Source organism: Mesopusillimonas faecipullorum, from assembly GCF_020539505.1.
GTDB classification, from domain to species: Bacteria; Pseudomonadota; Gammaproteobacteria; order Burkholderiales; family Burkholderiaceae_B; genus Mesopusillimonas; species Mesopusillimonas faecipullorum.
Genome location: NZ_JACDXW010000003.1, coordinates 313612 through 338385, shown reverse-complemented (window position 1 = coordinate 338385; position 24774 = coordinate 313612). Strand labels below are relative to the sequence as shown.

Annotated in this window: 28 protein-coding genes; 7 read left to right on the top strand and 21 right to left on the bottom strand. The window is 59.3% G+C overall.

The features are described 5' to 3' along the window. Positions 1-27: 27 nt before the first annotated feature. Genes gatB through gatC form a run of 3 tightly spaced genes read right to left on the bottom strand, consistent with a single transcriptional unit; the run spans position 28 to position 3327 of the window. Entirely contained in the window at positions 28-1485 is a 1458-nt protein-coding gene (gene gatB, locus H0484_RS08110; RefSeq protein ID WP_226954076.1) for an Asp-tRNA(Asn)/Glu-tRNA(Gln) amidotransferase subunit GatB, read from the bottom strand. Continuing rightward, positions 1485-3011: an Asp-tRNA(Asn)/Glu-tRNA(Gln) amidotransferase subunit GatA gene (gene gatA, locus H0484_RS08105; protein ID WP_226954075.1), complete on the bottom strand. Its 1527-nt coding sequence runs from the start codon at positions 3009-3011 to the stop codon at positions 1485-1487. Before gatA ends, gatB begins: the two co-directional genes overlap by 1 nt. A 7-nt stretch (positions 3012-3018) precedes the next feature. Continuing rightward, positions 3019-3327, bottom strand: a complete 309-nt coding sequence (gatC, locus tag H0484_RS08100; protein WP_226954074.1) for an Asp-tRNA(Asn)/Glu-tRNA(Gln) amidotransferase subunit GatC — start codon at positions 3325-3327, stop codon at positions 3019-3021. Between the two features lie 266 nt (positions 3328-3593). Here gatC and H0484_RS08095 point away from each other — a divergent pair, with 266 nt between their 5' ends. The 5 genes from H0484_RS08095 (at position 3594) to rodA (ending at position 9197) form a co-directional block, all read left to right on the top strand. Then, positions 3594-4637 (top strand): rod shape-determining protein, encoded by a 1044-nt coding sequence (locus tag H0484_RS08095; protein ID WP_226954073.1) that lies wholly within the window; start codon positions 3594-3596, stop codon positions 4635-4637. Between the two features lie 71 nt (positions 4638-4708). Further along, positions 4709-5587, top strand: coding sequence for a rod shape-determining protein MreC (mreC, locus tag H0484_RS08090; RefSeq protein WP_226954128.1), 879 nt, complete (start codon positions 4709-4711; stop codon positions 5585-5587). After that, positions 5584-6147, top strand: a complete 564-nt coding sequence (gene mreD, locus H0484_RS08085) for a rod shape-determining protein MreD (protein WP_226954072.1) — start codon at positions 5584-5586, stop codon at positions 6145-6147. The genes mreC and mreD overlap by 4 nt, the downstream gene beginning before the upstream one ends. A gap of 18 nt (positions 6148-6165) precedes the next feature. Beyond that, positions 6166-8061: a penicillin-binding protein 2 gene (mrdA, locus tag H0484_RS08080; RefSeq protein ID WP_226954071.1), complete on the top strand. Its 1896-nt coding sequence runs from the start codon at positions 6166-6168 to the stop codon at positions 8059-8061. After that, complete coding sequence (gene rodA, locus H0484_RS08075; protein WP_226954070.1) at positions 8058-9197, top strand: rod shape-determining protein RodA; 1140 nt, start codon at positions 8058-8060, stop codon at positions 9195-9197. The genes mrdA and rodA overlap by 4 nt, the downstream gene beginning before the upstream one ends. Here rodA and H0484_RS08070 read toward each other — a convergent pair. Genes H0484_RS08070 through H0484_RS08045 form a run of 6 tightly spaced genes read right to left on the bottom strand, consistent with a single transcriptional unit; the run spans position 9194 to position 13264 of the window. Continuing rightward, positions 9194-9985 carry a pyrimidine 5'-nucleotidase gene (locus H0484_RS08070; RefSeq protein ID WP_226954069.1) on the bottom strand — a complete coding sequence of 264 codons (792 nt, stop codon included), beginning with the start codon at positions 9983-9985 and terminating at the stop codon, positions 9194-9196. The two genes, rodA and H0484_RS08070, sit on opposite strands and share 4 nt — an antisense overlap. Positions 9986-9995: 10 nt before the next feature. Next, positions 9996-10901, bottom strand: coding sequence for an acetylglutamate kinase (gene argB, locus H0484_RS08065; RefSeq protein ID WP_226954068.1), 906 nt, complete (start codon positions 10899-10901; stop codon positions 9996-9998). Between the two features lie 27 nt (positions 10902-10928). After that, entirely contained in the window at positions 10929-11426 is a 498-nt protein-coding gene (locus tag H0484_RS08060) for a peroxiredoxin family protein (protein ID WP_226954067.1), read from the bottom strand. Further along, on the bottom strand, positions 11423-12151 hold the full coding sequence (locus tag H0484_RS08055) for a BON domain-containing protein (RefSeq protein ID WP_226954066.1): 729 nt from the start codon (positions 12149-12151) through the stop codon (positions 11423-11425). The genes H0484_RS08060 and H0484_RS08055 overlap by 4 nt, the downstream gene beginning before the upstream one ends. Next, the gene (locus H0484_RS08050) at positions 12148-12741 is read right to left on the bottom strand and encodes a phosphoheptose isomerase (protein WP_226954065.1); all 594 of its coding nucleotides are present in this window, start codon (positions 12739-12741) and stop codon (positions 12148-12150) included. Before H0484_RS08050 ends, H0484_RS08055 begins: the two co-directional genes overlap by 4 nt. A gap of 13 nt (positions 12742-12754) precedes the next feature. Continuing rightward, a complete protein-coding gene (locus tag H0484_RS08045; RefSeq protein ID WP_226954064.1) occupies positions 12755-13264 on the bottom strand; it encodes a YraN family protein in 510 nt (169 codons plus the stop codon). Between the two features lie 60 nt (positions 13265-13324). Here H0484_RS08045 and rsmI point away from each other — a divergent pair, with 60 nt between their 5' ends. Continuing rightward, the gene (gene rsmI / locus H0484_RS08040) at positions 13325-14263 is read left to right on the top strand and encodes a 16S rRNA (cytidine(1402)-2'-O)-methyltransferase (RefSeq protein WP_226954063.1); all 939 of its coding nucleotides are present in this window, start codon (positions 13325-13327) and stop codon (positions 14261-14263) included. 16 nt (positions 14264-14279) lie between these two features. Here rsmI and H0484_RS08035 read toward each other — a convergent pair whose 3' ends face one another. From H0484_RS08035 to H0484_RS07990, 10 genes are all read right to left on the bottom strand, one after another. Further along, entirely contained in the window at positions 14280-15206 is a 927-nt protein-coding gene (locus tag H0484_RS08035) for a septal ring lytic transglycosylase RlpA family protein (protein ID WP_226954062.1), read from the bottom strand. After that, positions 15203-16075, bottom strand: coding sequence for an RNase adapter RapZ (gene rapZ / locus H0484_RS08030; RefSeq protein WP_226954061.1), 873 nt, complete (start codon positions 16073-16075; stop codon positions 15203-15205). The genes H0484_RS08035 and rapZ overlap by 4 nt, the downstream gene beginning before the upstream one ends. A 10-nt stretch (positions 16076-16085) precedes the next feature. After that, positions 16086-17015: an HPr(Ser) kinase/phosphatase gene (hprK, locus tag H0484_RS08025; RefSeq protein WP_226954060.1), complete on the bottom strand. Its 930-nt coding sequence runs from the start codon at positions 17013-17015 to the stop codon at positions 16086-16088. Positions 17016-17040: 25 nt separating this feature from the next. Then, a complete protein-coding gene (locus H0484_RS08020) occupies positions 17041-17511 on the bottom strand; it encodes a PTS sugar transporter subunit IIA (RefSeq protein WP_226954059.1) in 471 nt (156 codons plus the stop codon). A 144-nt stretch (positions 17512-17655) separates the two neighbouring features. Continuing rightward, positions 17656-17982, bottom strand: a complete 327-nt coding sequence (gene hpf / locus H0484_RS08015; protein WP_226954058.1) for a ribosome hibernation-promoting factor, HPF/YfiA family — start codon at positions 17980-17982, stop codon at positions 17656-17658. Between the two features lie 157 nt (positions 17983-18139). Continuing rightward, complete coding sequence (lptB, locus tag H0484_RS08010; protein WP_226954057.1) at positions 18140-18934, bottom strand: LPS export ABC transporter ATP-binding protein; 795 nt, start codon at positions 18932-18934, stop codon at positions 18140-18142. A 46-nt stretch (positions 18935-18980) separates the two neighbouring features. Beyond that, entirely contained in the window at positions 18981-19577 is a 597-nt protein-coding gene (gene lptA, locus H0484_RS08005; protein WP_226954056.1) for a lipopolysaccharide transport periplasmic protein LptA, read from the bottom strand. Continuing rightward, a complete protein-coding gene (gene lptC / locus H0484_RS08000; protein ID WP_226954055.1) occupies positions 19574-20200 on the bottom strand; it encodes an LPS export ABC transporter periplasmic protein LptC in 627 nt (208 codons plus the stop codon). The genes lptA and lptC overlap by 4 nt, the downstream gene beginning before the upstream one ends. Beyond that, positions 20197-20799: a KdsC family phosphatase gene (locus H0484_RS07995; protein ID WP_226954054.1), complete on the bottom strand. Its 603-nt coding sequence runs from the start codon at positions 20797-20799 to the stop codon at positions 20197-20199. Before H0484_RS07995 ends, lptC begins: the two co-directional genes overlap by 4 nt. A gap of 1 nt (position 20800) precedes the next feature. Further along, entirely contained in the window at positions 20801-21790 is a 990-nt protein-coding gene (locus tag H0484_RS07990) for a KpsF/GutQ family sugar-phosphate isomerase (protein ID WP_226954053.1), read from the bottom strand. Positions 21791-21934: 144 nt separating this feature from the next. On the opposite strand from H0484_RS07990, the gene H0484_RS07985 reads away from it, so the two are divergent. Then, positions 21935-22471: an adenine phosphoribosyltransferase gene (locus H0484_RS07985; RefSeq protein WP_226954052.1), complete on the top strand. Its 537-nt coding sequence runs from the start codon at positions 21935-21937 to the stop codon at positions 22469-22471. 53 nt (positions 22472-22524) lie between these two features. Here the strand turns inward: H0484_RS07985 and fabI are convergent, their stop codons facing one another. Together fabI and H0484_RS07975 are read right to left on the bottom strand one after the other, a co-directional pair. Next, on the bottom strand, positions 22525-23307 hold the full coding sequence (fabI, locus tag H0484_RS07980) for an enoyl-ACP reductase FabI (protein ID WP_226954051.1): 783 nt from the start codon (positions 23305-23307) through the stop codon (positions 22525-22527). 58 nt (positions 23308-23365) lie between these two features. Then, the gene (locus H0484_RS07975; RefSeq protein ID WP_226954050.1) at positions 23366-24769 is read right to left on the bottom strand and encodes a transglycosylase SLT domain-containing protein; all 1404 of its coding nucleotides are present in this window, start codon (positions 24767-24769) and stop codon (positions 23366-23368) included. Positions 24770-24774 lie beyond the last annotated feature (5 nt).

The window sequence follows — 24774 nt, the reverse complement described above, 5'->3', positions numbered from 1 at the left end:
TGGCCCCTCAAGGGGCCATGATGGTTATCAGGCGTCTAGTTTTTGCTTGAGCAGGTCGTTGACCTGCTGAGGGTTGGCTTTGCCCTTGGCGGCTTTCATGATCTGGCCAACCAGGGAATTAAACGCTTTTTGTTTGCCGGCGCGGTATTGCTCGACGATATCGGGTTGAGCGGCCAGCACTTCGTCGATCATGGCGCCGATGGCGCCGCTATCGCTGATCTGCTTAAGGCCTTTGGCTTCGATGATGGCGTCGGGGTTGCCGTCGTGCTCGCCGGCCCACATGGCGGCAAATACATCGCGGGCAATCTTGTTAGACAGCGTGCCGTCTGTGATGCGAGTAACGAGGGCGGCCAAAGCGGCTGGCTTGACGGGGCAAGCTTCTATGGTCAGCTCTTCGCGGTTCAAGGCGGCTGCCATTTCACCCAGAATCCAGTTGGCGGCAGGCTTGGATTGAGCGGCGGACAAGCCCGCTACGGTTTGCTCGAAGTAGTCTGCCGTTGCGCGGTCTACCGTCAGTTGGGCCGCGTCATAAGCGCTAAGGCCCAAATCGGTCTCGAAGCGCGCGCGCTTGTCGGCAGGCAGCTCGGGCATGGCTTCGCGTACACGGGCCACCCAGTCTTGCGTAACGACCAAAGGAGGCAGGTCGGGGTCGGGGAAGTAACGGTAATCGTCGGAATCTTCCTTGGAGCGCATGCTGCGTGTTTCGTCACGATCGGCGTCGTACAGGCGGGTTTCCTGGCGCACTTTGCCGCCGTCTTCTATCAGCTCGATCTGGCGGCGCGCTTCGAACAAGATGGCCCGTTCGAGGAATCGGAAGGAGTTGAGATTTTTGATTTCGCAACGGGTGCCGAACTCGGCTTGGCCTTTGGGGCGTACCGAGACGTTGGCATCGCAACGGAAAGAACCTTCTTGCATATTGCCGTCGCAGATGCCCAGCCAGACCACCAGACTATGCAAGGCACGGGCGTAGGCGACGGCTTCGGCAGCCGAGCGCATTTCGGGCTCGGAGACGATTTCCAGCAAGGGGGTGCCGGCGCGGTTCAGGTCTATGCCCGAGGACGATTCGCCGTGAGGGCCGGTGAAGTTCTCGTGCAGCGATTTGCCCGCGTCTTCTTCAAGGTGAGCGCGAGTCAGGTTAACGGTTTTTTCTTGGTCGCCGACAAAAAACTTGAGACTGCCGCCCACGACGACGGGGTGTTCAAATTGGCTGATCTGATAGTTTTTGGGCAGATCAGGATAGAAATAATTTTTACGCGCAAAGATAGAGCGCGGAGCGATCTGCCCGCCTATGGCCAGGCCAAACTGAATAGCGCGCTCGACGGCGGCGCGGTTCATGGCGGGCAGAGTGCCGGGCAAGGCCATGTCGACTTCGTTGGCCTGTGTGTTGGGGGCCGCGCCAAAGCGCGTGCTGCTGCGCGAAAAGATTTTCGAGGCGGTAGAGAGCTGCGTATGCGTCTCTAGCCCGATGACGATTTCCCAATCCATTATGCGTGTTCCGGTTTGCGTTGATGCCAGTCGGTGGCCTGCTGGAAGCGGTGTGCGGTAGCCAGCAGATGGCCCTCGCTGAAATAGTTGCCGATGAGATGCAGGCCTATAGGCAATGGCTTGGCATCTTGGCTGAAGCCGCAGGGGATGGACATAGCGGGCAGGCCGGCAAGGCTGGGGGCCAAGGTGTAGATGTCGGCCAGCCAGTCTGCGGTGGGGTCATCTTGATTGGCCCCGATAAGCTTGGCGGGCGTAGGTGTGACCGGCCCCATGATGACGTCGCAGTCAGCGTTGAAAACGCGCTGGAAGTCGTCGGCAATGAGTCGGCGGATACGCTGCGCTTGCAAGTAGTAAGCATCGTAATAGCCGTGGCACAGCATATAGGTGCCGACCAGAATGCGGCGCTTGACCTCGGGGCCAAAGCCCTCGGCGCGCGAACGGCTGGTCATGTCGGCCAAATCGCCATAGCTGTGTGTGCGATGACCATAACGCACCCCGTCGTAGCGCGACAGGTTGCTGGAGGCCTCGGCGGGAGCGATGACGTAATAGGCCGGGATGGACAGTTCGGTGCGCGGCAAAGAGATGGAAACGCGCGTAGCGCCCAGGGCCTCGAATTCGCGCAGGGCGGCTTCGACCGCTTGGGCGACATCGTTGGATAGGCCTGCACTGAAAAACTCGGTGGGCACGCCTATACGCAAGCCCTGCATGGGCTTACCGGCAGGGTGGGAGGCAAGAGCCGCTTCGAAGTCGGCGCGGATGCGACCCGGTTGGTTGGGCGTGCCTTTGCAGTTTTCGAGGCTAGTGGAGTCGCGCTCGTCGAAACCGCTGATGCAGTCTAATAATTCGACGAGGTCTTGGGCATGGCGTGCCAGCGGGCCGGCCTGGTCAAGGCTGGAGCCGTAAGCGATCATGCCATAGCGCGAAACGGTGCCATAAGTGGGCTTGATGCCGCTGACGCCGCAAAGCGCAGCGGGCTGGCGTACCGACCCGCCGGTATCGGTACCCGTAGAGGCCATGACCAAACCGGCGGCCACAGCGGCGGCTGAGCCGCCCGATGAGCCACCCGGTACACGAGTGGCGTCCCAGGGGTTGCGTGCAGGGCCGAAGGCCGAGAACTCGTTGCCCGAACCCATGGCGAACTCGTCGCAATTGAGCTTGCCCACCGATACGGCACCGGCTTTCTGGAGCTTGTCGACGACGGTGGCATCGAAGGGGCTGACGTATTGACCCAGCATTTTGCTGGAAGCCGTTGTACGCCACCCTTGTGTGACGAAAACGTCTTTGTGGGCAATAGGCAGGCCCGTGAGCGGCCCGCCTTGCCCTGCTGCCAGCAGGGCGTCGGCTGCCCGGGCTTGAGCCAAGGTCAGTTCGGTGTCGATATGCAGGAAAGCATTAAGGTCGGCTGCTTTTTCAGCAGCCGCCAAGGCGCTTTGCGCCAGCTCTTGGGCGCTGATGCGCCTGTCGTTCAGCGCTTGGCGCAGATCGGCAATGGAAGAGAATTCAGTATGCAGGGCGTTGGAATACATGGCGGGTTTATTCGATGACCGTAGGAACCAGGAACAGGCCTTCGGTCTGGGCAGGCGCATTGGCCATCAGCTTTGCGCGCTGAGGTTCGTCTGAGGCAGGCACGGCTTGGTCGTCGCGCAGGCGCAAGGTGACGTCTTCAATAATCGACAAGGGGTGAGCCAAGGGCTCGACACCTTGCGTGTCTACGGCCTGCAGGCGGGCGATGAGCGACAGCATGCCGTCCAGATCTTGTTGGGCATGGCGGGCGTCTTCGTCGGTCAGGGCGATATTGGCCAGTTTCGCGATACGCGCGATGTCTTGTTCGGAGATCGTCATAAGTCAGGGGGCACAAGCTTGTCAAATAGGCAGGTAAATTATAAGTTATCATTTACAGCTTAACCGTTAAGGTGATTTCCGGCAGGCGGGCGGTTTCGCCGCGCAGTTGTGCGCAGGCGCCCCCCAAGGGCTTGCGGCTCGCCTTGGCATGTCGATGGCGCCCCAACCGACGCCTAGGGCCAGTTGCTCCCAGGCTGTGGGGCTACCGTTCCAGCTCCGTGTGCGCGTCTTATCGCGATTCCATCTATTCTATCTACTGAGCACACATGTTCGGCTTCCTCCGCAGTTACTTTTCCAGCGACATGGCGATCGACTTGGGTACGGCCAATACCCTCATTTACGTCAGGGGTAAAGGCATCGTGCTAGACGAGCCTTCCGTCGTTGCCATCCGTCACGACGGCAGTCCCAACGGCAAGCGCATCATTCAAGCGGTAGGGCGCGAAGCCAAGCAAATGCTGGGCCGTGTCCCAGGCAACATCGAAGCCATTCGGCCCATGAAGGATGGCGTTATCGCCGACTTTACGGTCACCGAGCAAATGCTCAAGCAGTTCATCCGCATGGTGCATCCACGCAGCATGTTTGCACCCAGCCCTCGCATCATCGTGTGCGTACCTTGCGGCTCTACTCAAGTCGAGCGCCGGGCGATCCGTGAATCCGCATTGGGTGCGGGCGCCAGCCAGGTCTTCCTTATCGAAGAACCTATGGCGGCAGCCATCGGTGCAGGTTTGGCGGTCTCCGATGCCAGCGGCTCTATGGTGGTCGACATCGGCGGCGGTACCACCGAGGTCGCCGTCATTTCGCTGGGCGGCATGGTATACAAAGGTTCGGTGCGGGTCGGCGGCGACAAGTTCGATGAATCCATCATCAACTATATTCGTCGTAATTACGGCATGCTCATCGGCGAGCCCACGGCTGAGCTCATCAAGAAAGAAATCGGCTCGGCTTTCCCTGGCGCTGAAATCCGCGAAATTGAAGTAAAGGGGCGCAACCTTTCCGAAGGCGTGCCGCGCAGTTTCACGGTGTCGTCCAACGAAATCCTCGAATCGCTGACCGACCCCCTCAACCAGATCGTTTTGGCAGTCAAGACCGCGCTCGAGCAAACGCCGCCCGAGTTGGGCGCCGACATCACCGACAAGGGTATCGCCCTGACCGGCGGCGGCGCCTTGTTGCGTGATCTCGATCGTCTGCTTCAAGAAGAAACCGGGCTGCCTGTGGTGGTGGCCGAAGACCCGCTTACATGCGTGGTACGGGGCTGCGGCGAGGCGCTCGAACATCTCGAACGTCTGGGTAGCGTTTTCATCTACGACTAATCGGAAGCGTCAGTCGGCCTGGGCGTCTGTTGGCGTTGGGCATACGCTACGGCGTCGACAACGAAGGAATCATGCAAGGGCAAGGGCACGGGACGATCAGGCTATTTAAGCGGGGGCCGGCGGCCGAGGTCCGTTTGGTCGTCTATGTCGTGCTGGCCTTGTCCATGATGGTGGTAGACGCTCGCTGGCGTGTGCTTGACCCCGCGCGTCAAGTCGTGGCGGTGGCGCTGTATCCCTTTCAGCGTCTGGTCATGTTGCCGCGCGATTTGATGGCGGGTATAGACAACTGGACCAACGCCGCCTCTTTGGTGCGCAGTGAAAAAGAGGCTTTGCAAAGCCAGCGTATCGAACTGGCTCAGGTGGCTACCCATGCCGCGCAATTGGCGGCCGAAAATCAGCAGTTGCGACGTTTGCTGGGTGTGGTCGAACAAGTGCGTCAGTCGTCTGTTGCCGTCGAAGTGCTGTACGAGCCTGTTAATGCCTTCACGCGTCACTTGGTGCTTAACAAAGGTAGCGACAGTGGCATTGCGCCGGGTATGCCGGTCATAGATGAAGGCGGTATTGTTGGCCAAATTGTACGGGTCACTCCCTTCACCTCAGAAGCTGCCCTGGTGACTGACGAAAGGGTTTCCGTGCCTGTGCAGGTGCTGCGCAATGGCTTGCGCCTGATTGCCTTTGGTGGCAACGCCTCGGGCAAGGTCGAGGTACGCTACCTAACCGGCGACACCGATCTTAAGGCCGGCGATGTGTTGGTGACCAGCGGAGTAGGAGGCCTGTTTCCGGCAGGCTTGCCCGTCGCTCAAATAGACGAAGTTAGGCATGATCCCGCCACGGGCTTTGCCATGGCCGAAGCTACGCCCTTGTCGCATCCAGAGCGTTATCGCCATTTTCTGGTGTTGTTGGTCGGGAACTCCGATCCCGCGACGGAGTCTGAGAGCTCATCACCATGAAGCAAGCTACCCCGCAACCGGTTCGCCGCTCCTCGCTCAGCTCGCTAGAGCCCATAGACACCGCGCCTTTTCGCAAGCCCTCCAGTGCGCGCTTTGTCTGGGCCAGCCTGTTGCTGGTATGGTTGATCTCCCTGTTGCCTTGGCGAAGCTGGCCGCCGGCGCCCGATTTGCTGATGCTGGTTATGGTTTTCTGGGCGTTGAACGAGCCGCGCTTTGTGGGCCTGACCGTTGCATTCGTTTTTGGCTTGCTGATGGATGTGCATGACTCCGGCTTGTTGGGCGGGCATGTGCTGACCTATGTGCTGGCGACTTATGGCGCTATCGTGTTGCACAAGCGCCTGCAATTGTTCGGTTCTGTGGTGCAGGCCATACATATGTTGCCCGTGTTTGTGGTGGCGATGATGATCCCGCATCTGCTGCAGTCTTGGCTGATGGGGGCGTGGCCCGGGTGGGATTGGCTTTGGTCCGCCCTGATTACCACGGCGCTTTGGCCTGTGGCCGATATTCTTCTGCATTTACCCCAGCGTCGCGAAGACGAAATCAATTCCGGCGCGGCATAAGGCGCTTTTCATCCAGATATGTTCGAGTTCAAGGAAACCACGCTGCAGCAAAAGCGCCATATCTTGATACGGGTGCTGGCCGCAGGCTTGTTTGCCTTGCTTTGCGGGGGGTTGCTGGGATGGCGTCTTTGGTATTTGCAGGTAGAGCGCCACGAAGGCCTGGCCGCAAGAGCCGACCGTAATCGTACGGCGGTGGTGCCGATTGCCCCCCGGCGCGGCGCCATACTGGACCGCAATGGTGAAGTGCTGGCGCGCAATTATCGCGACTACGTGCTCGAAGTCACACCCGCTCAAGTGCCAGATATGGAACGCATGCTGGAAGAGCTAGGTGGTATTGTCGAGATCACCGCTTACCAGCGCAGGCGTTTTCAGCTGGCCTTGAATCAGAGTGGCCGCTACGCCTCTACCATGCTGCGTAACCGCCTGGACGACGACGAAGCTTCGCGCTTTGCGGCGCAGGCTTTCCGGTTTCCGGGTGTCTCGCTGAAGGCGCGCTGGGTGCGCGAATACCCTCAGGGTCAAACCGCTGCTCATGTGCTGGGTTACGTTGGCAGAATATCCGAAGCCGACATGACGCGGCTTGAAGAGCAAGACCAGCTTGGCAATTATCGCGGCACCAACATCATAGGTAAAAAAGGCATAGAGAAAAGCTGGGAGCAGCTGCTGCATGGCAAAACCGGCCTGGAAGAGCTGGAGGTAACAGCGACGGGCAAACCCATGCGGGGGCTTTCCCGCATCGATCCAGAGCCTGGCAATGATCTGGTGCTGTCCTTGGACATCGGCTTGCAGCGTGTGGCTGAAGAGCAGTTTCAAAACCGGCGAGGGGCCTTGGTGGCTATCGACCCGCGTACCGGCGAAGTGTTGGCCCTGGTGTCCGCACCATCTTTCGATCCCAACCTTTTTATCGACGGTATCGATACCGACAATTGGCGTGCCCTGAATGAATCGCCCGATCATCCTTTGATCAATCGACCCCTTTATAGTACCTACCCCATAGGTTCAACCTACAAGCCTTTCGTGGCTTTGGCGGCGTTGGAGCTCAATAAGCGCAGTCCCACCGAGCGGGTGGCTGACCCAGGTTATTTCGAACTGGGCGGACAGCGTTTTCGCAATGCCCAAGGTGCGGTGTATGGCCCTACAGACATGCGTCGCGCCATCGTCGTCTCGTCGGATACCTATTTTTATTCTCTGGGGCTGGATATTGGCGTCAATGCGCTGCACGACTTCAGCAAGCTGTTTGGGTTTGGGCAAGTCACCGGCATAGACCTGGACGGCGAACGTAAAGGGGTTTTGCCTTCCACCGACTGGAAGCGCCAGGCCTACAAAAAACCCGAACAGCAACGCTGGTATGCCGGTGAAACGGTTTCTGTGGCGGTTGGGCAAGGCTATAACGCCTTTACCTTGTTGCAGTTGGCACACGCGACAGCAGTGCTGGCCAATGGCGGCGTCTCGCGTCGTCCGCACTTGCTGCGTGCTTTGCGCGATGGTTTAACTGGGGAAGAAACCGAGATGGTCTACCCACCCACCCATACGGTGCCGCTCAAACCCGAGAATCTCAAGGTCATTCAAGAAGCCATGGTTGGAGTGATTCGTCAGGGCACGGCACGACGCGCCTTTAGCGATGCCCCTTACCAAGCCGCCGGCAAAACAGGGACGGCGCAGGTTTATAGCTTGCGAGGCGCCAAATACAATGCGCAAGCCATTGATGAACGTTTGCGGGACCACGCCTTATTCATGGCCTATGCGCCAGCGGAGGACCCTCGCATTGCCGTGGCCTTGATCGTCGAGAATGCCGGCTGGGGAGCCACTGTGGCTGCCCCAGTGGGGCGTGCCGTGTTCGATTACTGGCTCGATAGGCCAGCCGAGCAGCAGGTCGCTGTCGCGGCGGCGCCTGCTGAGCAGGGCCCCCCATGAAGCGCTGGATGACTTGGGCGTGGTACGCACTGCGCGCATTTGATTGGCCCTTGCTGGCTATCTTGCTGCTGATGGCGGCTTTGGGTTTGATTGTCATGCATTCGGCCGTAGGCGGCACGGATTGGCGCTTTGCCGAGCAGTCACGCAATTTTGTATTGGCCTTTTCGGCCATGTGGGTGGCCGCCTTGATACCACCGCCTCTCTGGAGGCGTCTGGCTCCCCTGATTTATGTGGTGGGCGTGGTTTTACTGCTGGGGGTAGAGCTATTCGGCGAAACCAGCAAAGGGGCTACACGTTGGCTGGACCTGGGGGTGGTGCGCATTCAACCCTCCGAGATGCTGAAAATCGCGGTTCCCTTGATGTTGGCCTGGTTCTTCCATAAGCACCAAGGGCGCATGCGCCTGGTAGATCACCTGGTGGTGCTGGCACTGTTGCTGGTGCCCTTTGCATTGATTGTGCGTCAGCCAGACCTAGGCACCGCTTTGTTGGTCTTCGCCACGGGCTTTTGCGTCATTTATTTTGCCGGATTGTCCTTCAAGCTGCTGGTGCCTGTGCTGGTGGTCGGCAGCGTAGCCTTGGGTTTGATCGTCCACTACGAAGAGCAGCTTTGCCAGGTAGGCACTGACTGGGTGGTGCTGCACGAATACCAGAAACATCGCGTCTGCACTTTGCTGGATCCCAGTACCGACCCGTTGGGCAAGGGCTTTCACACCATACAGTCCATGATTGCCATAGGCTCTGGTGGGGTTTACGGCAAAGGCTATATGCAGGGCACTCAGTCACACCTGGACTTCATCCCTGAACGTACGACGGACTTCATCTTCGCCGTTTTTGCTGAAGAGTTCGGTTTGTACGGCGGTATCCTGTTGCTGGTGGCGTACGGCTTGCTGATCTTGCGGGGCCTGGTGATTGCCGTTTGCGCAAAAGATCAGTTCGGTCGCCTGATGGCGGGTGCGCTGTCCATGATGTTCTTTGTCTATGTGTTTGTGAACATAGGCATGGTCACCGGCATACTGCCGGTGGTGGGTGTGCCGCTACCCTTTCTCAGCTATGGCGGTACGGCGCTACTGACATTGGGCGTCGCATGCGGCATTCTCATGAGCATCAGCCGCTACCGCCCTGACACCTCTGGTTAAGGTTTGGGCCCAGACCGTGCGCGCAGCCGGCTCATGCCGGTCAGCAAAGGCCCCAGGGTTTGCAAGCGTAAATCCACGTAGTTTGGGCGGCCCCTGTGCATGCTGGAAAACGGCGTGCCTGGGTGAAAAATATGCACGGTGCGCATGCCCAGGCGGCGTGCGGGGCGCAGGTTATGCAGCGTGTCTTCGACCAGGACCACGCGATGGGCGGGCACCTTGAGATGAGCCAAAACCTGTCGCATCAAGGCCATGGAAGGCTTGGGGCGCATACGCCCCTGCAGATTCATCTGGTCTATGGCCCACAGCAGATCGAAGTGATGAGCGATGCCCAGTACTTTAAGCACATCGTGGGCATAGTGGCGCGGTGCATTGGTTAATAACACCTTGCGGCCCGGCAGGCGAGCCAGCTTGGCGGCCAGGCCGGTTTCCGCGCGTACCAGCGGGGCCGGATCAAAGGCATGCGCCTTGGCCAGGAAGTCGGACGCCTTGATGCCGTGGTGGCGCACCAAGCCGATGACAGTGGCGCCGTAACGCTCCCAGTATCGTCGGCGCAGCACATTGGCGGTTTCTTCGTCCACGTCCAGTGATTGCATGACGGCCTGAGTCATATTGCCGTCTATCGCCTGAAAAATAGCGTGCGAGCAATCATGCAGGGTGTTGTCCAGGTCAAAGAGCCAGACGGTATCCTGAGGGCCATAGCGATGTTTGCGGGCGGTCAGGCTGGCGCCGACCGGTCGCAATAGGCGGCGCTCCGTTCGTGCGCGAATAATCTGGGTAGCGGTGTCCATGTTTGACGCGTCAGTGCGCGCTGATCATGGTGCCGACGCCTTGATTGGTCAGAATTTCCAGGAGCAGGCAGTGCGGCACGCGACCATCGACAATGTGTACCGAGTTGACGCCATTGCGGGCGGCATCCAGTGCACCGGCGATCTTGGGCAGCATGCCGCCTGAAATCGTGCCGTCTTTGAACAGTTCGTCTATGGTCTGGGCCGAGAGCGTGCGCAGCAGTTGGCCGCTTTTGTCCAGCACGCCGGGCGTGTTGGTCATCATGATGAGTTTTTCGGCGCCCAGCACCTCGGCCATCTTGCCGGCTACCAGGTCGGCATTGATGTTGTAGGCTTGCCCATGCTCGCCGTAACCGATAGACGAAATGACGGGTATGAACTGATCGTCTTGTAGCGCCTTGACGACGGCGGGTTCGATTTGCGTGATGTCGCCCACATAGCCGATGTCCAGCATTTGGCCGGGGTTCTCGCTGTCGGGCACCAGCTTTTTACGCGCCTGAATCAGGCAGCCGTCTTTGCCGGTCAGGCCGACGGCCTTGCCACCTGCCTCGTTGATCATCATGACGATGTCTTGTTGAACCTGGCCGCCCAGCACCCATTCCACGACTTCCATGGTTTCGGCATCGGTAACCCGCATGCCCTGGATGAAGTTGCCTTCTTTGCCGACGCGTTTAAGTGCGTCGTTGATTTGCGGGCCGCCGCCATGCACAACGATGGGGTTCAGGCCCACTAGTTTGAGCAGCACGACGTCGTGCGCGAAACTGCGTTGCAGGGCTTCTTCCGTCATGGCATTGCCGCCGTATTTGACGACCACGGTTTTGCCGTGAAAACGTCGTATGTAAGGCAAGGCCTCGGACAGCACAGCGGCCTTCACGGTAGAGGGGTAGGTGGTGGCATCACCAGAGACGGGTAGAGTCATGGCAAAAGTCGCTTGAGGAAGATGAAATCAGCCGGCCGCCAGCGCCTGCTCTACGGTGCGGACGAAGGCGTCTTTGTCGTAGTTGCCCAGGTAGCGCTTGATAATGCGGCCTTTTTTGTCGATAAGAAAGGCGGTAGGCGTCAGTTGAACGTCGCCGAAGGCCTGGGCAATGTCGCCGGAGGCGTCGTGAGCGACCATGAAAGGCAGCTTGCGTCTTTCGGTGAAGTTGCGCACGTACTCTATGGGGTCGTAATCCATGGCTACGGCAATGACTTCGTAGCCACTTGGCCCCAGCTTTTCGAAGACTTCGGCGGTGCCGGGCATTTGCTGCACGCAAGTGACACAACTGGTGGCCCAGAACTTGACCAGTACGACTTTACCGCGCAGGTCTTGGGTACTTAGCTGACGCCCATCCAGCGTGTGATAGGTGACGTCGGGCGCTGCTTTGCCTGCGTTGCCAAACTGCCAGAACAGCGCACCTGCCACCAGGACGACAGCAACGACTATGGCCAGAATCTTCTTCATTGTACGGGTATGGCTTGGACTTCGGCGGAGTCTGGGGTGGGCTCAGACATATGGTTCGACGAAGTGGTGGGGACAGACGTAACCGGAGCGGCCTGGCCGCTGTTACCCGCTACGCTTTCTGGGGAAACGATGTCGAACAGGGTAACGACTTTGTTGACTCCGCTGACGCCCGAGGCGGCCTTGGCGGCGATCTGGGCCTCGGTGGACGTCAGTTTGCCCATCAGGTACACAATGCCGCGCTCGGTGGTAACGCTGATGGTACGAGTCGGTACGCCTTGGGTGTTAATGAGTGCGCTCGTGACCTTGGTGGTCAGCCAAGTGTCGTTGGAACGCACGCTGAGAGGCGTGATGTCGCCCACGCGAATCTGGTTGTACACCTGCCGTACGTGCTCGACCTTGCTGGCGATTTCCTCGGCTTGCTGTTTGTCGGCCTCGGTGGGTACGTCGCCCAGCAGCAGCACCCGCCCCGCATAAGAGACAACGTTGGTGCGGCCACGATTTTCAAGCATTTTGGCCAAATCGTTGCTGATCTTGATTTGTATGGTTTTGTCTTCGAGTTGTTCGCCGGCGGTGCGGCGGTCGGTAGCGACACTGGCTGTTGTAGCCGCTGCCCCGCCTATAACCAGAGGAGCGCAGCCGGCGAGCGTACCTAAGCCTGCCAAAGCCAGACACAAAGCTATTAGCGTGTGACGGGAACTGTTAGAGGGACGGTCGGATGAGATCAAAGGGCGTCTCCTAGAAGCAGGGCGTCGATACCGTCGCACATGGCATGCAGCAATAGAATGTGGATCTCTTGGATGCGCATGGTGCGATCTTGCGGGACACACAAGTGCAGATCGGTTTCGTACAGGATTTCGTTGAGGCGACCGCCGCCTTTGCCGCTAAGAGCAATGACGTGCATTTCGCGTTCGTGAGCTGCCTGTATGGACTGCAATACGTTGGCGGAGTTCCCACTGGTGGAGATGGCGACCAGGATGTCGCCAGGTTGACCTAGCGCAGATACCTGGCGAGAAAAGACCTCATCGTAGCCGTAGTCGTTGCCCACGGCCGTCAGAATGGAAGTATCGGTATTAAGCGCAATGCCTGCTAACGGCAGTCGGTCGCGCTCGAATCTACCGACTAATTCGGCGATGAAATGCTGGGCGTCGGCGGCTGAGCCACCATTGCCGCAGGCAAGTATCTTGTTGTTATTGGAAAGTGCGCCAAAGAGCAACTCGACGGCGTGAGCCAACGCGGGCGCGAGTACGGGTGAACTAGCCTTGAAGGCGTCTATCGCATCATCGAAATGCGATGTCATGCGTGCGGTCATATCCATGAACGAGATTATCTCATGCCAAAGCGTTCAGCGCGAAAGCATGACGTATCCATTCTATGCGGCTGTCATCGAGAGTAACAGCGTCAAAGCGGCAAGGAGGCTGTTTGCCGGCGAAATATCGGCGGCAAAGTCGCGGTAGCCAGTACTGGGCGGCTAGTATCAGGCGCTTTTGCTTGGCTGCGCCTATGCTTGCCGCCGCTCCGCCGAAGTGTGACTGTTTGCGCTCACGCACTTCCACGAATACCAGCGTGCTCCCCTCCAGAAAAACCAGGTCTATCTCGCCGGCGCGGCAGGCCAGATTGGCAGCCAAGGGCTGTAGCCCGGCCTCAATCAAGTAAGCCAGGGCTCGCGCCTCGGCCTGGCTGCCCTGGCGCTGTGTGGGTGACTGAGCGAGCGCTGCTGGCGCGGCTTGCGCAGGCGGACTCGCTTGACTTAGTCGCTGCTGGCGCCGCCGACGTGCGCGGATAGCGCGCCGTTGTGCCGCGTGAGCAAGCGTGTAGGGGTCTGTCGTATGATGCGCCATGGCTTACCGCGCCGGCAGTTGCGCGGCGCGCCTCCTCTTATTTGCTGCCCGGAAACCAGTATGAATCAAGTCCCGGAGGCTTCGAAAGCCCACATGTCATGGAATCGTCTCGCTGAGCGGGTGGCGCAGCAGGACTGGCCGCAGTCCACGTTATACGTGGTGGCGACGCCCATAGGGAATTTGGGCGATTTCAGTCTGCGGGGCTGGCATGCACTGTCACTTTGCGACGTGATTGCGGCTGAAGACACCCGTGCCACCCGCCCCTTACTTGACGCCTGGGGCATTGATACGGCCCTGATGGCGGCCCACCGCCATAACGAGGCGGGGGCGGCTGAACGCATCGTTGAACGCTTGGCGCAAGGGCAGCGTGTAGCGCTGGTTTCTGATGCAGGCGCCCCCGGTATCAGCGATCCGGGTGCGCGCGTTGTGCGTGTGGTTCGCGAGGCGGGGTACCGCGTGATTGCCATTCCCGGAGCCAGTGCGGTGGTAGCCTTGCTGATGGCCAGTGGAGTCACTACCGACGAAAACCCGTCCTACGCTTTTGCCGGCTTTGCGCCACCCAAAACTCAGGCTCGCCAGAAATGGCTGGAAAGCTGGTGCAAGGGCGAAACACCCGTCGTTTTGTACGAGGCGCCGCATCGCCTGCGCGCTTGCCTGCGTGATTTGCATGCCATTTGCGGGGATGAGCGTTTGGTTACGATAGGTCGAGAGCTGACCAAGCGTTTCGAGGAAGTGGCCACCCTGCGCCTGGCGCAGGCCGAGGCTTGGCTGGAAGCGGATACCCACAGAGAACAGGGCGAACTGGCGCTGGTCGTACACGCACCCGAACGCGCGCAAGTGGCGACAGGGCTGGACGAATCAGTACTGAAATGGCTGGATGCGGCTCTTGAAAGCCTGAGCGTACGTGATGCCGTCAAGCTGGTCACGCGCGCAACGGGGTTGCCCAAAGACATCGTTTACAGCGCCGCGCTGGCGCGCAATGCCGACCGTGAAGCTTGAAAAGCTTGCGGGCCGTTTATTGCAAGGCAATAGTGGCTTGCTGGCCGGTACGTTCCTGAATGCGCACTGCGGCATCCAGGGCATCGCCACGGCTGGCGTAAGGCCCCATACGCACGCGATGCAGGCCATTGGCTTGTTGCACCTGAGCAGTGCGGCTTTCGTCGCTACCTAGTTGCGCATTGATATGGTGCGCCAAACCATAGGCGCTGTCGGCAGCATTGAAAGCGCCGAACTGCAGATAAATGTAAGTACCCCTCGCAAGCACGGGTTCATTGGCTGAGCGTGCCGTGGGCTGCAGATCGGCAGGCAGCGAGACAGCCATTGTTTGCGGGCTCGTCAGGGCGGTATTGCTGGGCTGAGGGGCGGCGCTGGCTGCAACGGTGCTGCCGCTGCGTTGCGCCAGGCGGATTTCTTCGTGGGTAATGGCCTCGACGCGGACTCTTGCGCTACCGTGGTTGACAAAGCCCAATTTACTGGCCGCGGCATACGAGAGATCGATAATGCGCGAATGCAGGAAGGGGCCCCGGTCGTTGACGCGCACGACGACGGAACGGCCATTATTCAGGTGGGTAACACGCGCATAACTAGGCAGCGGTAGTGTAGGATGAGCCGCCGTCATGGCGTACATATCGTAGGTTTCGCCATTGGCGGTGCGTTGCCCATGAAATTTACGTCCGTACCAAGAAGCCACACCTTCTTGCTTGAAAGGCCGGCTGTCGGAGATAGGCGTATAAGAGCGGCCCAGCACACGGTAGGGGCGTAGATTACCCCGAGCGTAGGGCTCTATGCGGGGGATGGCATCGGGTATGGCGGCGATATTGGCTGGGATGTCGCTGCCAGGGCCATCGTCTTGGTAGTAGGCGCCTTTTTTGCTAGAGGTTCCGCAGGCCGCCAGGAGTGTGGCCAAGAGGGTGCAGGCAAGTAATCGGGCGCAGCGGCTCATGGCAGATCGGGGGCGGGCTGGTTGCGGTGGCGCACCAACAAGGGGGAATGATAAGAAAAGCGGCGGGCGAGCTCTTCGGCCACGTAGACCGAGCGATGCTGCCCGCCCGTACAGCCTATGGCTATTGTCAGGTAGTTGCGCGTGTCTTGCATATACAGCGGCAACCAGCGCTCAACAAAGCCGGCGATGTCGTCGACCATGGTGCCGACACTGCCGAACTGGCTTAACCATTGCGCCACCGGAACATCGCGTCCGGTCATGGGGCGCAAGAGGTGATCGTAGTAGGGGTTGGGTAGGCAGCGCACGTCGAAGACCAAGTCGGCATCACCGGGTACGCCGCGCTTATAGGCGAACGACTCGAAGGTGAGTACCACTGCGGGTCTATCGGCACGGATCAGATCGCGTATCCAGGCGCGTAACTGACCGGGCGTGAGATCTGAGGTGTCAATGACGTGCTCTTGCTCGCGCAGTGAGGCCAGCATACGGCGCTCGGTTGCGATGCACTCTTGTAAGGAAGGCGTAATGCCGTCGCGCTGCAGGCGATCGGTCAGGGGGTGACGGCGTCGGGATTCCGAATAACGCTGCATCAGCGTGTGATCGTTGGAGTCCAGGAAAACCACTTGTATGGCGGTACCCCTGGCGCGCAAGCTGGTGATGACCGCGGGCAATTCATCTAATTCGCCGGGGGAGCGAACGTCGATGGCGATGGCCACGCGTTCCATTCCACCTTCTCGGCTCATGGCGATGAAATCGTGCAGAAAGCGCGCCGGGAGATTGTCGACACAGGTGTAACCTGAGTCTTCCAGCATACGTAAGGCGACAGACTTGCCCGAGCCCGAAATACCTGTAATAAAGACTATTTTCAGCATGTTGATACCATCAGCCGTTACGGCTGCTTTCCATGATGGCCAGTGCTTGGCGCTCGATGAACTCGCTCATGGTGTCTATGCCGCGCAGGGAAAGTATGGTGTTGCGCACAGCGGCTTCGACTAGCACGGCCAGGTTGCGTCCGGCCGCCACTTGCAGGGTGACGGTGCGCACCGGTGTCCCCAGTATATCGGTGGTTTGTTGCTGCATGGGTAAGCGCTCGAAGTTCTCGGGGTGTGTGCGCACCAATTGCACCAATAGTTTGAGCAACATTTTTCGGCGCACCGAGGTTTCGCCGAAGATGGTGCGTATGTCGAGCAAGCCCAAGCCGCGCACCTCTAGCAGGTTCTGTATCAGAGGTGGGCAATGACCCTCAATCGTGTTGGGGGCGATACGCGCCAGCTCGACAGCGTCATCGGCCACCAGCCCGTGGCCGCGAGAGATCAGTTCGAGCGCCAGTTCGCTTTTGCCTAAACCCGAGTCTCCGCGTATCAGTACACCCAAGCCCAGCACATCTAGGAATACGCCGTGCATGGTGGTGGTGGGGGCCAGCCGCTTGCTGAGATAAATGCGCAGCAAATCTATGGTCTCGGCGGCACTCAGGGAACTGGCCAAAAGGGGGATCTGTTGGGTCTGGCAAAAATCGAGAAGGTCTGCGGGGGGGCAGAGCGCTTCGGCCATGATGATGGCCGGCACGCCACCGGCGACCAAATCTTCGAGATGGTGTAGGCGACGTCGGGGCTCGAAGCGATTGTAGTAAGAGAGTTCTTCTTTGCCGAAAACCTGGATGCGCGCCGGATGGATGAGATTCAGGTGGCCGACCAGGTCGGCGCTTGGGCCGCCGTCTATGGCAACGGCACGGTTGGCGGAAGCTTCTCCGGCAATCCAAGTAAGTGAGCTTTTATCCGCGTACTCGCTAAAGAGCTCCCGAATGGTCAGCATGGCTTGCCTTTAAGTGTGGCCTAGGCTAATCAGAAGCGGTTTCGGCGGGTTCGCTGGTCAGCAGGCGGTGGATAACGGCGGGGTCAGTTTCGGTGGAGAGTGCCTGACGCACCGATGGGTTGGAGACCAAGCGGGCGATTTCGGCGAGCAGGTCAAGGTGAACCTGCGTGGCGGTTTCGGGAACCAACACGAAAAACAGCAGGTTGGCCAAGCGGCCGTCGCTGGGGTCGAAGCGCACAGGGTCTGCCAGCCGCACAAATGCGGCGCAAGGCTCTTTAAGACCTTTGATGCGGCCATGAGGAACCGCGATCATGTGACCGAGTGCAGTGGAGCCCAGGCGTTCTCGGGCAATAAGGCTTTGGATGACTGCTGTGCGGGCAATACCGTGGTGGTTTTCGAAAAGCAGTCCGGCTTGTTCGAAGGCCCGTTTTTTGCTGGTAACAGCCAAATCGAGCACAATATTGCTGAGCGGCAGGATTTGCGGCATCTGGTTCATGACGAACATTATATGGGCGGATGGCATTCTGATAAAGCCACCTCGTTGCATGCATGCAATGAAAGCCAGATATTGTGTGGGGGAAGGGTGTTCTGAGCCGGGAACGCCTGACGCAATGGGGGCGTGCCCGGCCGGGACGCGATCTTATTCCAGCTCGTTGACTTGGCGTTTGATCGGTTCGTGAGCGTGGTCTTGGACCTTGGTTTTGTACTTGATGACCTGCCTGTCGATTTTGTCGGCCAGCAAGTCTATGGCGGCGTAAAGGTCGTCGTTGTCAGCCTCGCAGTGAAGGTCTTTACCGCGTAGGCGCATGGTGACTCCCGCTGTGTGCTTGAGCCGCTCTACTGAGAGCATGACCTGGGTGTCTATGACGTGATCGAAGTGTCGGGCGACACGTGCCATTTTGCTTTTTACGTAAGCCTCAATGGCGGGAGTAACTTCCAAATGGCGACCGCTGATGTTCAGGTTCATGCAAAGATCTCCTGTAAAAACGAACTTGCCTTCTGTAGAAGAGTTTGAAAGGTCGGCTTTGGGGCTCCTTCATGAAGTTGACACGCTTTTAGTGTAGCGCTTGTGCAGCCGAAATCAAGCCCGGGCAAGGACTAAATTTGCGCGCGGTCAAACAACCCTACATTCGGAAATTTTTGCCCAGGTAGACGGCACGAACGGCCTCGTCATTGATGATGTCGCTGGGGTGGCCGCTGGTAAGCACCTTGCCTTCGCTGATGATATAGGCGCGATCGCAGATGCCCAGGGTTTCGCGCACATTGTGGTCGGTGATAAGCACGCCGATATTGCGGCCCTTGAGGAACTGCACAATGCGCTGGATTTCGATGACGGCGATGGGATCGACGCCCGCGAAAGGCTCGTCGAGCAGGATAAAACGTGGATTGCTGGCCAGGGCCCGGGCGATTTCAACGCGGCGGCGCTCGCCCCCCGACAGCGAGAGCGCCATATTGCGTCGGATGTGGCCGATTTGCAGCTCTTCCAGCAGCGACTCCAGGCCTTCAGCGATTTGAGTGCGGTCTAAGGTGCGACCGTTCTCGTCGTGTTGCAGTTCGAGCACGGCGCGGATGTTTTCTTCTACCGTGAGACGACGGAAAACAGAAGCGTCTTGGGGAAGGTAGGACAGCCCCAGCCTGGCCCGTTTATGCATGGGCATGGCGGTGATGTTGACCCCTTCGATCTCGATACGACCGGCGTCGGCGGGCACGATGCCTACGATCATGTAGAAGCTGGTGGTTTTGCCGGCCCCGTTCGGGCCCAGCAGACCCACGACTTCGCCGCTTTCTACCGATAATGAGACGTCGTGTACGACCGTGCGTTTGCCATAGGTTTTACGCAGCCCCGTGGCGTACAACCCCCCTGTTTGAGGGCTGGGGGAAAGGGGGGGCGAGACGGCCGGTTGAGCGGAAGCTGACATGGGCGTAAGTAAAGCTAAATGAGCGAAGAACAGGCGGAGGCTGGGATCAAGGTTTTGGAGCGTCCTTGCACGCCGCGGCGGCGGCCTCGGCCTTGGCACTGGGCGTTGCTAACGAGCGAACTCTGCCACCCGCAGCGGCGGATTGCGGCCCGCCGCTGGCGTTATAGGTGCTGTTGCGCTGATTGTATTTGACTCGTTCACCGCTGATGGTGTCGAAGGGTTGGCCGCAGACGTACTTGGTGACGGTGGCTTGACCTATGAGGTCGATTTCGTCGGTTTGGCCGTTGTATTCGGCGCGCAAGCCGCGAGCAATGATGATTTCGAATTTTTCGGGATTTTCTTGGCGGATGACCACGCGTGGGCTGCCGGTAACGGTGGCCGTGCCATGCTGAAAGCCCTGCTTGTCCTCACGCATGACGAGGCGGTCGGCATTAAGCGTCATCAGGCCGCGCGTCATGACGACATTGCCGGTGAAAATGCTTTGCTTTTTAAGGTCGTCATATTCCAGGGTGTCGGACAATATGAGCGTGTCGGGCTCGTTCTCGGGAGCGTTGGTTTGGGCCAAAGCCGGCTGCGCGCACAACAGCAGGATGGGCAGCAGTGCCAGCCACGAGAGCAGAGTGGGGCGTAGGTTCAGGTTCATGGTTTAGCGTCGCTGGCTTGGGGCGGGCGGTCGCGCCGGCCTTGTTGGGTATCTTGAGAGGAAATCTTGACGTCGCTGGCGCTGAGCACACGCAATTGCCGTGTGTTGTTGTCGTACTGCATGCCGGTGCCATGCATCACGGACTTGCCATGCACCACCTTGGCGGGAAGGTCGGTATAGGCGCGGTTGTCGTCGGGCAGCAGAATCAGTTCTTCGCTGCTGACGTCCATGGCTTCGCGCTCGGCGTCTGCCGCGCGATGTAGCTTGGCATTGCCACGCATGGTGATGCGTTGGCCGTCTTGGTCCATGATGGCGATGTCGGAAGTACCGACCGTCACCGGCGTGCCTGCGCGCTGGCCTACCGCGCGTGCGCGTGTGACTTCGTAAGAGTCGTCATCCGGAAAGTGCAACATGTGATCGCCTTCCATGCGATTGGCGGCGACGCCCTGGGCATCGGTGCGCAGCATGACAAAGCGCTCCGCCCAGGAATCGGGCTCGTGGGTCAGCCTCCGTGCGGCTTCTATGGGAATAGAACGCTGTGTGTAGTCTGCCGCCCACCACGTGCCGGCCACCAGCGCGAGCAGCAGCATGATGGCGATGAGTGTCGGCAGGCGATCCTTCATTGGGCCACGCCCCCGAGGATCACGGCGTTGGGGTTGAAAAATGCGGCCAAGCGGCCTTGTGCCGCCAAGATCAGGTCACAGCATTCGCGCGCGGCGCCTTGCCCCCCCTCGCGGGAGGACACCCAGTGGGCCGCTTGGGTGATGTAGCCGGGGGCATTGGGCACGCTTGCCGCAAAACCCACGCGCTGCATGGCGTAAAGATCGAGCAGGTCGTCGCCCATGAAGCCCACCTGATCCAATGTAAGGGATTCTTGAGCGGCCAGCTCGGTAACAGCGGCGAGTTTGTCGCGTATGCCTTGCAATACCATGGAGATGCCCAGATCGGCGGCTCTATGGGCAACGATGGGGCCTTCGCGACCGGTGATCAGGGCAATGGCAATGCCGCTTTCACGCATAAGGCGCAAACCATGGCCGTCGAGGGCGTTAAAGCGTTTGACAGCTTCGCCGTGCTCGCTGTACCAAAGGCTGCCATCGGTGAGTACGCCGTCGATGTCAAAGCACATGAGTCGAACCTGACGCGCACGTTCGACAACGGTGGGTGCCAGTTTTGCCAGAATAAGGGCTTCGGCGGGATGAGTAACGGTAGGAGCTTGAGTCATGTCAGAGGATCTTGGCGGCTAACAGGTCGTGCATGTGCAGGGCTCCTAATAATAGCCCGCTCTCGTCGACCACGATCATTTGCGATAGACGCCCGTCGTGCATGTGCTTTGCCGCCTCGGCGGCCAGCATGTCCGGACTGATGGTGCGGGGGTTGGGCGACATGCCCACCGAGACCGGCAACTGCCGTACGTCTCCGCGGGAAACGAGTAGCCTGCGCAGGTCACCGTCGGTAAAGATGCCCGTGGGCCGGCCTTGTGCATCTTGAATAATGACCATACCCATGCCCTTGCGCGACATTTCTTCGAGGGCGGAAGGAATGGGCGTGTCAGGGCGAACCGTGGGCAAAGATCGGCCCCAGCGCATGAGGTCGCGCACACGCGTCAGCAATCGGCGCCCCAAAGCGCCCCCAGGATGCGAGCGGGCGAAATCTTCGGCGTTGAACCCGCGCGCTTCCAGGCAGGCCACTGCCAGCGCATCGCCCAATGCCATGGTGGCCGTGGTGCTGGCTGTCGGCGCCAGATTCAAAGGGCATGCCTCTTGCTCGACTTGCACGTCCAGGTGCAGGTCGGCGGCTTGGGCCAATTCGGACTCGGGGTGGCCCGAGATGGCGATGAAGGGTAGACCCATACGCCGCGCGTAGGTAAGCACTGCCACCAGTTCGGGGGCGGTGCCGGAATACGAGATGGCTATCAGGACGTCGTTGGACGTGATCATGCCCAAGTCGCCATGTATGGCTTCTGCGCCATGCATGAAAAACGCAGGTGTGCCGGTAGAGGCCAGCGTGGCGGCAATCTTGCGCGCGACATGACCGGACTTGCCTAGGCCGGTGACAACAGCGCGGCCTTCGCAGGCCAGCAGCATCTCAACCGCTTGAGCGAAGGGCCGGCCCAGGCGCGCCTTTAGGGTTTCCAGGGCTTGGATCTCAATATCCAGCGTGCGCTGAGCGGATTCCAGCGCGAGTTTTTCAGACATATCAGTGCTAGAGTTCATGAAGGAATTTTACCGCTTGCAGCTAAGCGCGGTAACAATAAGGTTCTTCAGCGTCTGTCTGGGCTGGGCGGCACGTTGACGCAAACCGGTTTATAGTTAGAACTCTGCGCAACACCCCTCTTATTTCTCCCCTTAGAAGCATCCATGAACACCGATCCCGTCGCCTATATACGCCAGACCATACGCAGTGTGCCCGATTGGCCCAAGCCCGGCGTCACTTTCCGCGACATCACGCCTGTTCTGCAAGATCCGCGTTCATTTCGGGTGTTGGTCGATCTGTTCGTCTATCGTTATATGCGGCAGCGCCTAGACTTGGTGGCGGGTATTGATGCGCGCGGATTCATTCTGGGATCCGTGCTGGCTTACGAGCTGAATCTGGGCTTCGTTCCGGTACGCAAGCAAGGCAAATTGCCCCACCGTACGCTTTCTGAAGACTACTCTCTTGAATACGGTAATGCGGCAGTTGAAATGCACGATGACGCGGTTAAACCCGGCCAGCGTGTGCTGCTGATCGACGACCTGATCGCCACCGGCGGCACCATGTTGGCCGCGACCAAGCTGTTGCAGCGCCTGGGTGCCAACGTGGTTGAGGCCGCCTGTATTATTGATTTGCCCGAGCTTAAAGGTTCCGAAACCATCACAGCAACCGGTCTGCCGGTTTACTCGGTCTGTCAGTTCTAAACCCTGCCACCCGTCGTCCAGACGGGTGGGGGTAATGGCTTGGCCGCTTTCGCTTATTCCATACCCGGCGTTACCGTCGAGAACCCCGCATCGACGTGGGTGATCTCGCCGGTGACGCCTGCCGCCAATTCTGACAGCAGAAATGCGGCGACATTGCCGACGTCTTCGATGGTGACGTTGCGCCGCAGCGGGGCATATTTTTCGACGAATTTCAGGATGCTGCCGAAATCTTTGATGCCGCTGGCAGCCAAAGTTTTGATGGGGCCGGCTGAAATGCCGTTGGCGCGAATGCCGCGTGGGCCTATGCTGGACGCCAGGTAACGCACGCTGGCTTCGAGCGATGCCTTGGCCAAGCCCATGGTGTTGTAGTTGGGCACCACTTTTTCCGCACCCAGATAGGTCAGCGTCAGCACCGAGCTGTTGCGGCCTTCAAGCAGGGGCAGGGCGGCCTTGACCAAAGCGGGAAAGCTATAAGCGGAAATGTCGTGGGCGATTTGGAAGGCTTCGCGAGACAGTCCTTCGAGGAAGTCGCCGGCGATGGCTTCGCGAGGCGCAAAGCCGATGGAATGCACCAAGCCGTCCAGGTAGCCCCATTCGGACTGGAGGCTTTCGAAGGTCTGGGCGATCTGCTGGTCATCGCTGACGTCGCAAGGTAAGACCAGTGAACTGCCGAGTTCGGCCGCAAAACCGCGCACGCGTTCTTCGAAGCGCTCGCCTACGTAGGTGAGTGCGAGTTCGGCCCCTTGCTGGCGGCAAGCCTGGGCAATGCCGTAGGCGATAGAGCGGTTGGAAAGCACGCCCGTGACCAGTATGCGCTTGCCTTGCAGAAAACCCATGGTTGTATCCTGTACAGTAAAACGAAAATATAGAAAGTAGCTATGGTAACCGGGAAGCCTAGCCGCGCACTTGGGTGCCGGGCACTCGCAAACGCGCGCCTTGCTTAAGGTTATTGGTTTTAAGGTTGTTCAGCTTGCGCAGCGCGTCTACTGTGGTCTGGTAGCGTTTGGCCAAGGCGAACAATGTTTCGCCGCGCTTTACCGTATGGGTACGAACTGTAGCGGGGCTGCGCCGCACCACGATATCCGGGGTCGACGAGGGTGTGCGCTTGGAGGCGGCACCGGCAGCGGGCAAGGGGCTGTCGCCGGTGTCGAGCGCGGCCAAGCGCAAGCCTGTGCTGGGTGCCGCCTGAACCGGCACCACCAGCGTTTGGGCGACTGCGCGGGTTTGGCGTTTGCTGATGCCATTGAGTGCGCGTAGCTGCTCAAGCGTGACATCGAATTTTTTAGCGATGGCGCTGTAGCTTTCACCCTTGGCGGCTTGATAGGTTTTCCATTGATTCAACGTATGCGCCTGGCGCTGCAAATTGGACTGGAAAATAGGGGCTTTGTCTTTGGGCAGCAACAGCGTGGGGTTGTGCTCGGCCAAGATGACCGGGTGATTGAATGAGGCGTTCAGCGCCTGAAATTCTTCCAGAGACATTTCGGCCAGTCGGGCCGCATCGCTGACCGTCAGCGTGGGCATATCGGAGACCGTAGTGAAATAGGGCTCATTAGCGACCACCGGCAGGGTAATGCCGTAGCGCTGAGGGTCGGCGATAAGATTCTTGATAGCTTGCAGCTTAGGCACGTAGTTGCGCGTTTCATCGGGCATGCGCAAAGCCAGGTAGTCGGTGCCTAGCCCTGCGTCTTCATTGCGTTGAATAGCGCGCTTGACGGAGCCTTCACCCCAATTGTAAGAGGCCAGTGCCAAATACCAGTCGCCTTGGAATTCGTATAGGTAGCTGAGGTAATCCAGTGCGGCTTGTGTAGAGGCGATAGGGTCGCGGCGCTGGTCGCGCCATTTGTCTTGCTGCAGGTTGTAATGCAGACCCGTGCTGGGTATGAACTGCCATAAGCCGGAAGCCTTGGCGCGCGAATAGGCCGTCGGGTTGTAGGCGCTTTCAACAAAAGGTAGCAGGGCGAGTTCTGTGGGCAAGCCGCGTCGTTCGAGCTCTTCGACGATGTAATACAGATAGCGGCTGGCACGCTCGCTCATGCGATAAACAGACTTTGCGCGCTCTGCGTAATACTGCGTCCATTCTTCGGTATGCGAGTCGTACAGATTCGGAATGGCAAAACCGCGACGGATGCGATCCCACATGTCCCGGGGCGGGTTCATGAGATCGATGGTGCGGGAAGTAATGGCGGCGTCGTGCGAGGTACGGACGGCTTGGTGCTTGGTGTCGGGCGCCCGAGTGGCGCAACCTGCCAGCACGGCCAGACATACCAGCAGGAATAGTCGTTGGAAAAAAGAATTCATCGGGG

Bases quoted from the DNA above. Each gene is read 5' to 3' on its own strand.
- gatB (WP_226954076.1), bottom strand. From the start codon at position 1,485: ATGGATTGGGAAATCGTCATCGGGCTAGAGACGCATACGCAGCTCTCT.
- gatA (WP_226954075.1), bottom strand. From the start codon at position 3,011: ATGTATTCCAACGCCCTGCATACTGAATTCTCTTCCATTGCCGATCTG.
- gatC (WP_226954074.1), bottom strand. From the start codon at position 3,327: ATGACGATCTCCGAACAAGACATCGCGCGTATCGCGAAACTGGCCAAT.
- H0484_RS08095 (WP_226954073.1), top strand. From the start codon at position 3,594: ATGTTCGGCTTCCTCCGCAGTTACTTTTCCAGCGACATGGCGATCGAC.
- mreC (WP_226954128.1), top strand. From the start codon at position 4,709: ATGCAAGGGCAAGGGCACGGGACGATCAGGCTATTTAAGCGGGGGCCG.
- mreD (WP_226954072.1), top strand. From the start codon at position 5,584: ATGAAGCAAGCTACCCCGCAACCGGTTCGCCGCTCCTCGCTCAGCTCG.
- mrdA (WP_226954071.1), top strand. From the start codon at position 6,166: ATGTTCGAGTTCAAGGAAACCACGCTGCAGCAAAAGCGCCATATCTTG.
- rodA (WP_226954070.1), top strand. From the start codon at position 8,058: ATGAAGCGCTGGATGACTTGGGCGTGGTACGCACTGCGCGCATTTGAT.
- H0484_RS08070 (WP_226954069.1), bottom strand. From the start codon at position 9,985: ATGGACACCGCTACCCAGATTATTCGCGCACGAACGGAGCGCCGCCTA.
- argB (WP_226954068.1), bottom strand. From the start codon at position 10,901: ATGACTCTACCCGTCTCTGGTGATGCCACCACCTACCCCTCTACCGTG.
- H0484_RS08060 (WP_226954067.1), bottom strand. From the start codon at position 11,426: ATGAAGAAGATTCTGGCCATAGTCGTTGCTGTCGTCCTGGTGGCAGGT.
- H0484_RS08050 (WP_226954065.1), bottom strand. From the start codon at position 12,741: ATGGATATGACCGCACGCATGACATCGCATTTCGATGATGCGATAGAC.
- H0484_RS08045 (WP_226954064.1), bottom strand. From the start codon at position 13,264: ATGGCGCATCATACGACAGACCCCTACACGCTTGCTCACGCGGCACAA.
- rsmI (WP_226954063.1), top strand. From the start codon at position 13,325: ATGAATCAAGTCCCGGAGGCTTCGAAAGCCCACATGTCATGGAATCGT.
- H0484_RS08035 (WP_226954062.1), bottom strand. From the start codon at position 15,206: ATGAGCCGCTGCGCCCGATTACTTGCCTGCACCCTCTTGGCCACACTC.
- rapZ (WP_226954061.1), bottom strand. From the start codon at position 16,075: ATGCTGAAAATAGTCTTTATTACAGGTATTTCGGGCTCGGGCAAGTCT.
- hprK (WP_226954060.1), bottom strand. From the start codon at position 17,015: ATGCTGACCATTCGGGAGCTCTTTAGCGAGTACGCGGATAAAAGCTCA.
- H0484_RS08020 (WP_226954059.1), bottom strand. From the start codon at position 17,511: ATGAACCAGATGCCGCAAATCCTGCCGCTCAGCAATATTGTGCTCGAT.
- hpf (WP_226954058.1), bottom strand. From the start codon at position 17,982: ATGAACCTGAACATCAGCGGTCGCCATTTGGAAGTTACTCCCGCCATT.
- lptB (WP_226954057.1), bottom strand. From the start codon at position 18,934: ATGTCAGCTTCCGCTCAACCGGCCGTCTCGCCCCCCCTTTCCCCCAGC.
- lptA (WP_226954056.1), bottom strand. From the start codon at position 19,577: ATGAACCTGAACCTACGCCCCACTCTGCTCTCGTGGCTGGCACTGCTG.
- lptC (WP_226954055.1), bottom strand. From the start codon at position 20,200: ATGAAGGATCGCCTGCCGACACTCATCGCCATCATGCTGCTGCTCGCG.
- H0484_RS07995 (WP_226954054.1), bottom strand. From the start codon at position 20,799: ATGACTCAAGCTCCTACCGTTACTCATCCCGCCGAAGCCCTTATTCTG.
- H0484_RS07990 (WP_226954053.1), bottom strand. From the start codon at position 21,790: ATGAACTCTAGCACTGATATGTCTGAAAAACTCGCGCTGGAATCCGCT.
- H0484_RS07985 (WP_226954052.1), top strand. From the start codon at position 21,935: ATGAACACCGATCCCGTCGCCTATATACGCCAGACCATACGCAGTGTG.
- fabI (WP_226954051.1), bottom strand. From the start codon at position 23,307: ATGGGTTTTCTGCAAGGCAAGCGCATACTGGTCACGGGCGTGCTTTCC.
- H0484_RS07975 (WP_226954050.1), bottom strand. From the start codon at position 24,769: ATGAATTCTTTTTTCCAACGACTATTCCTGCTGGTATGTCTGGCCGTG.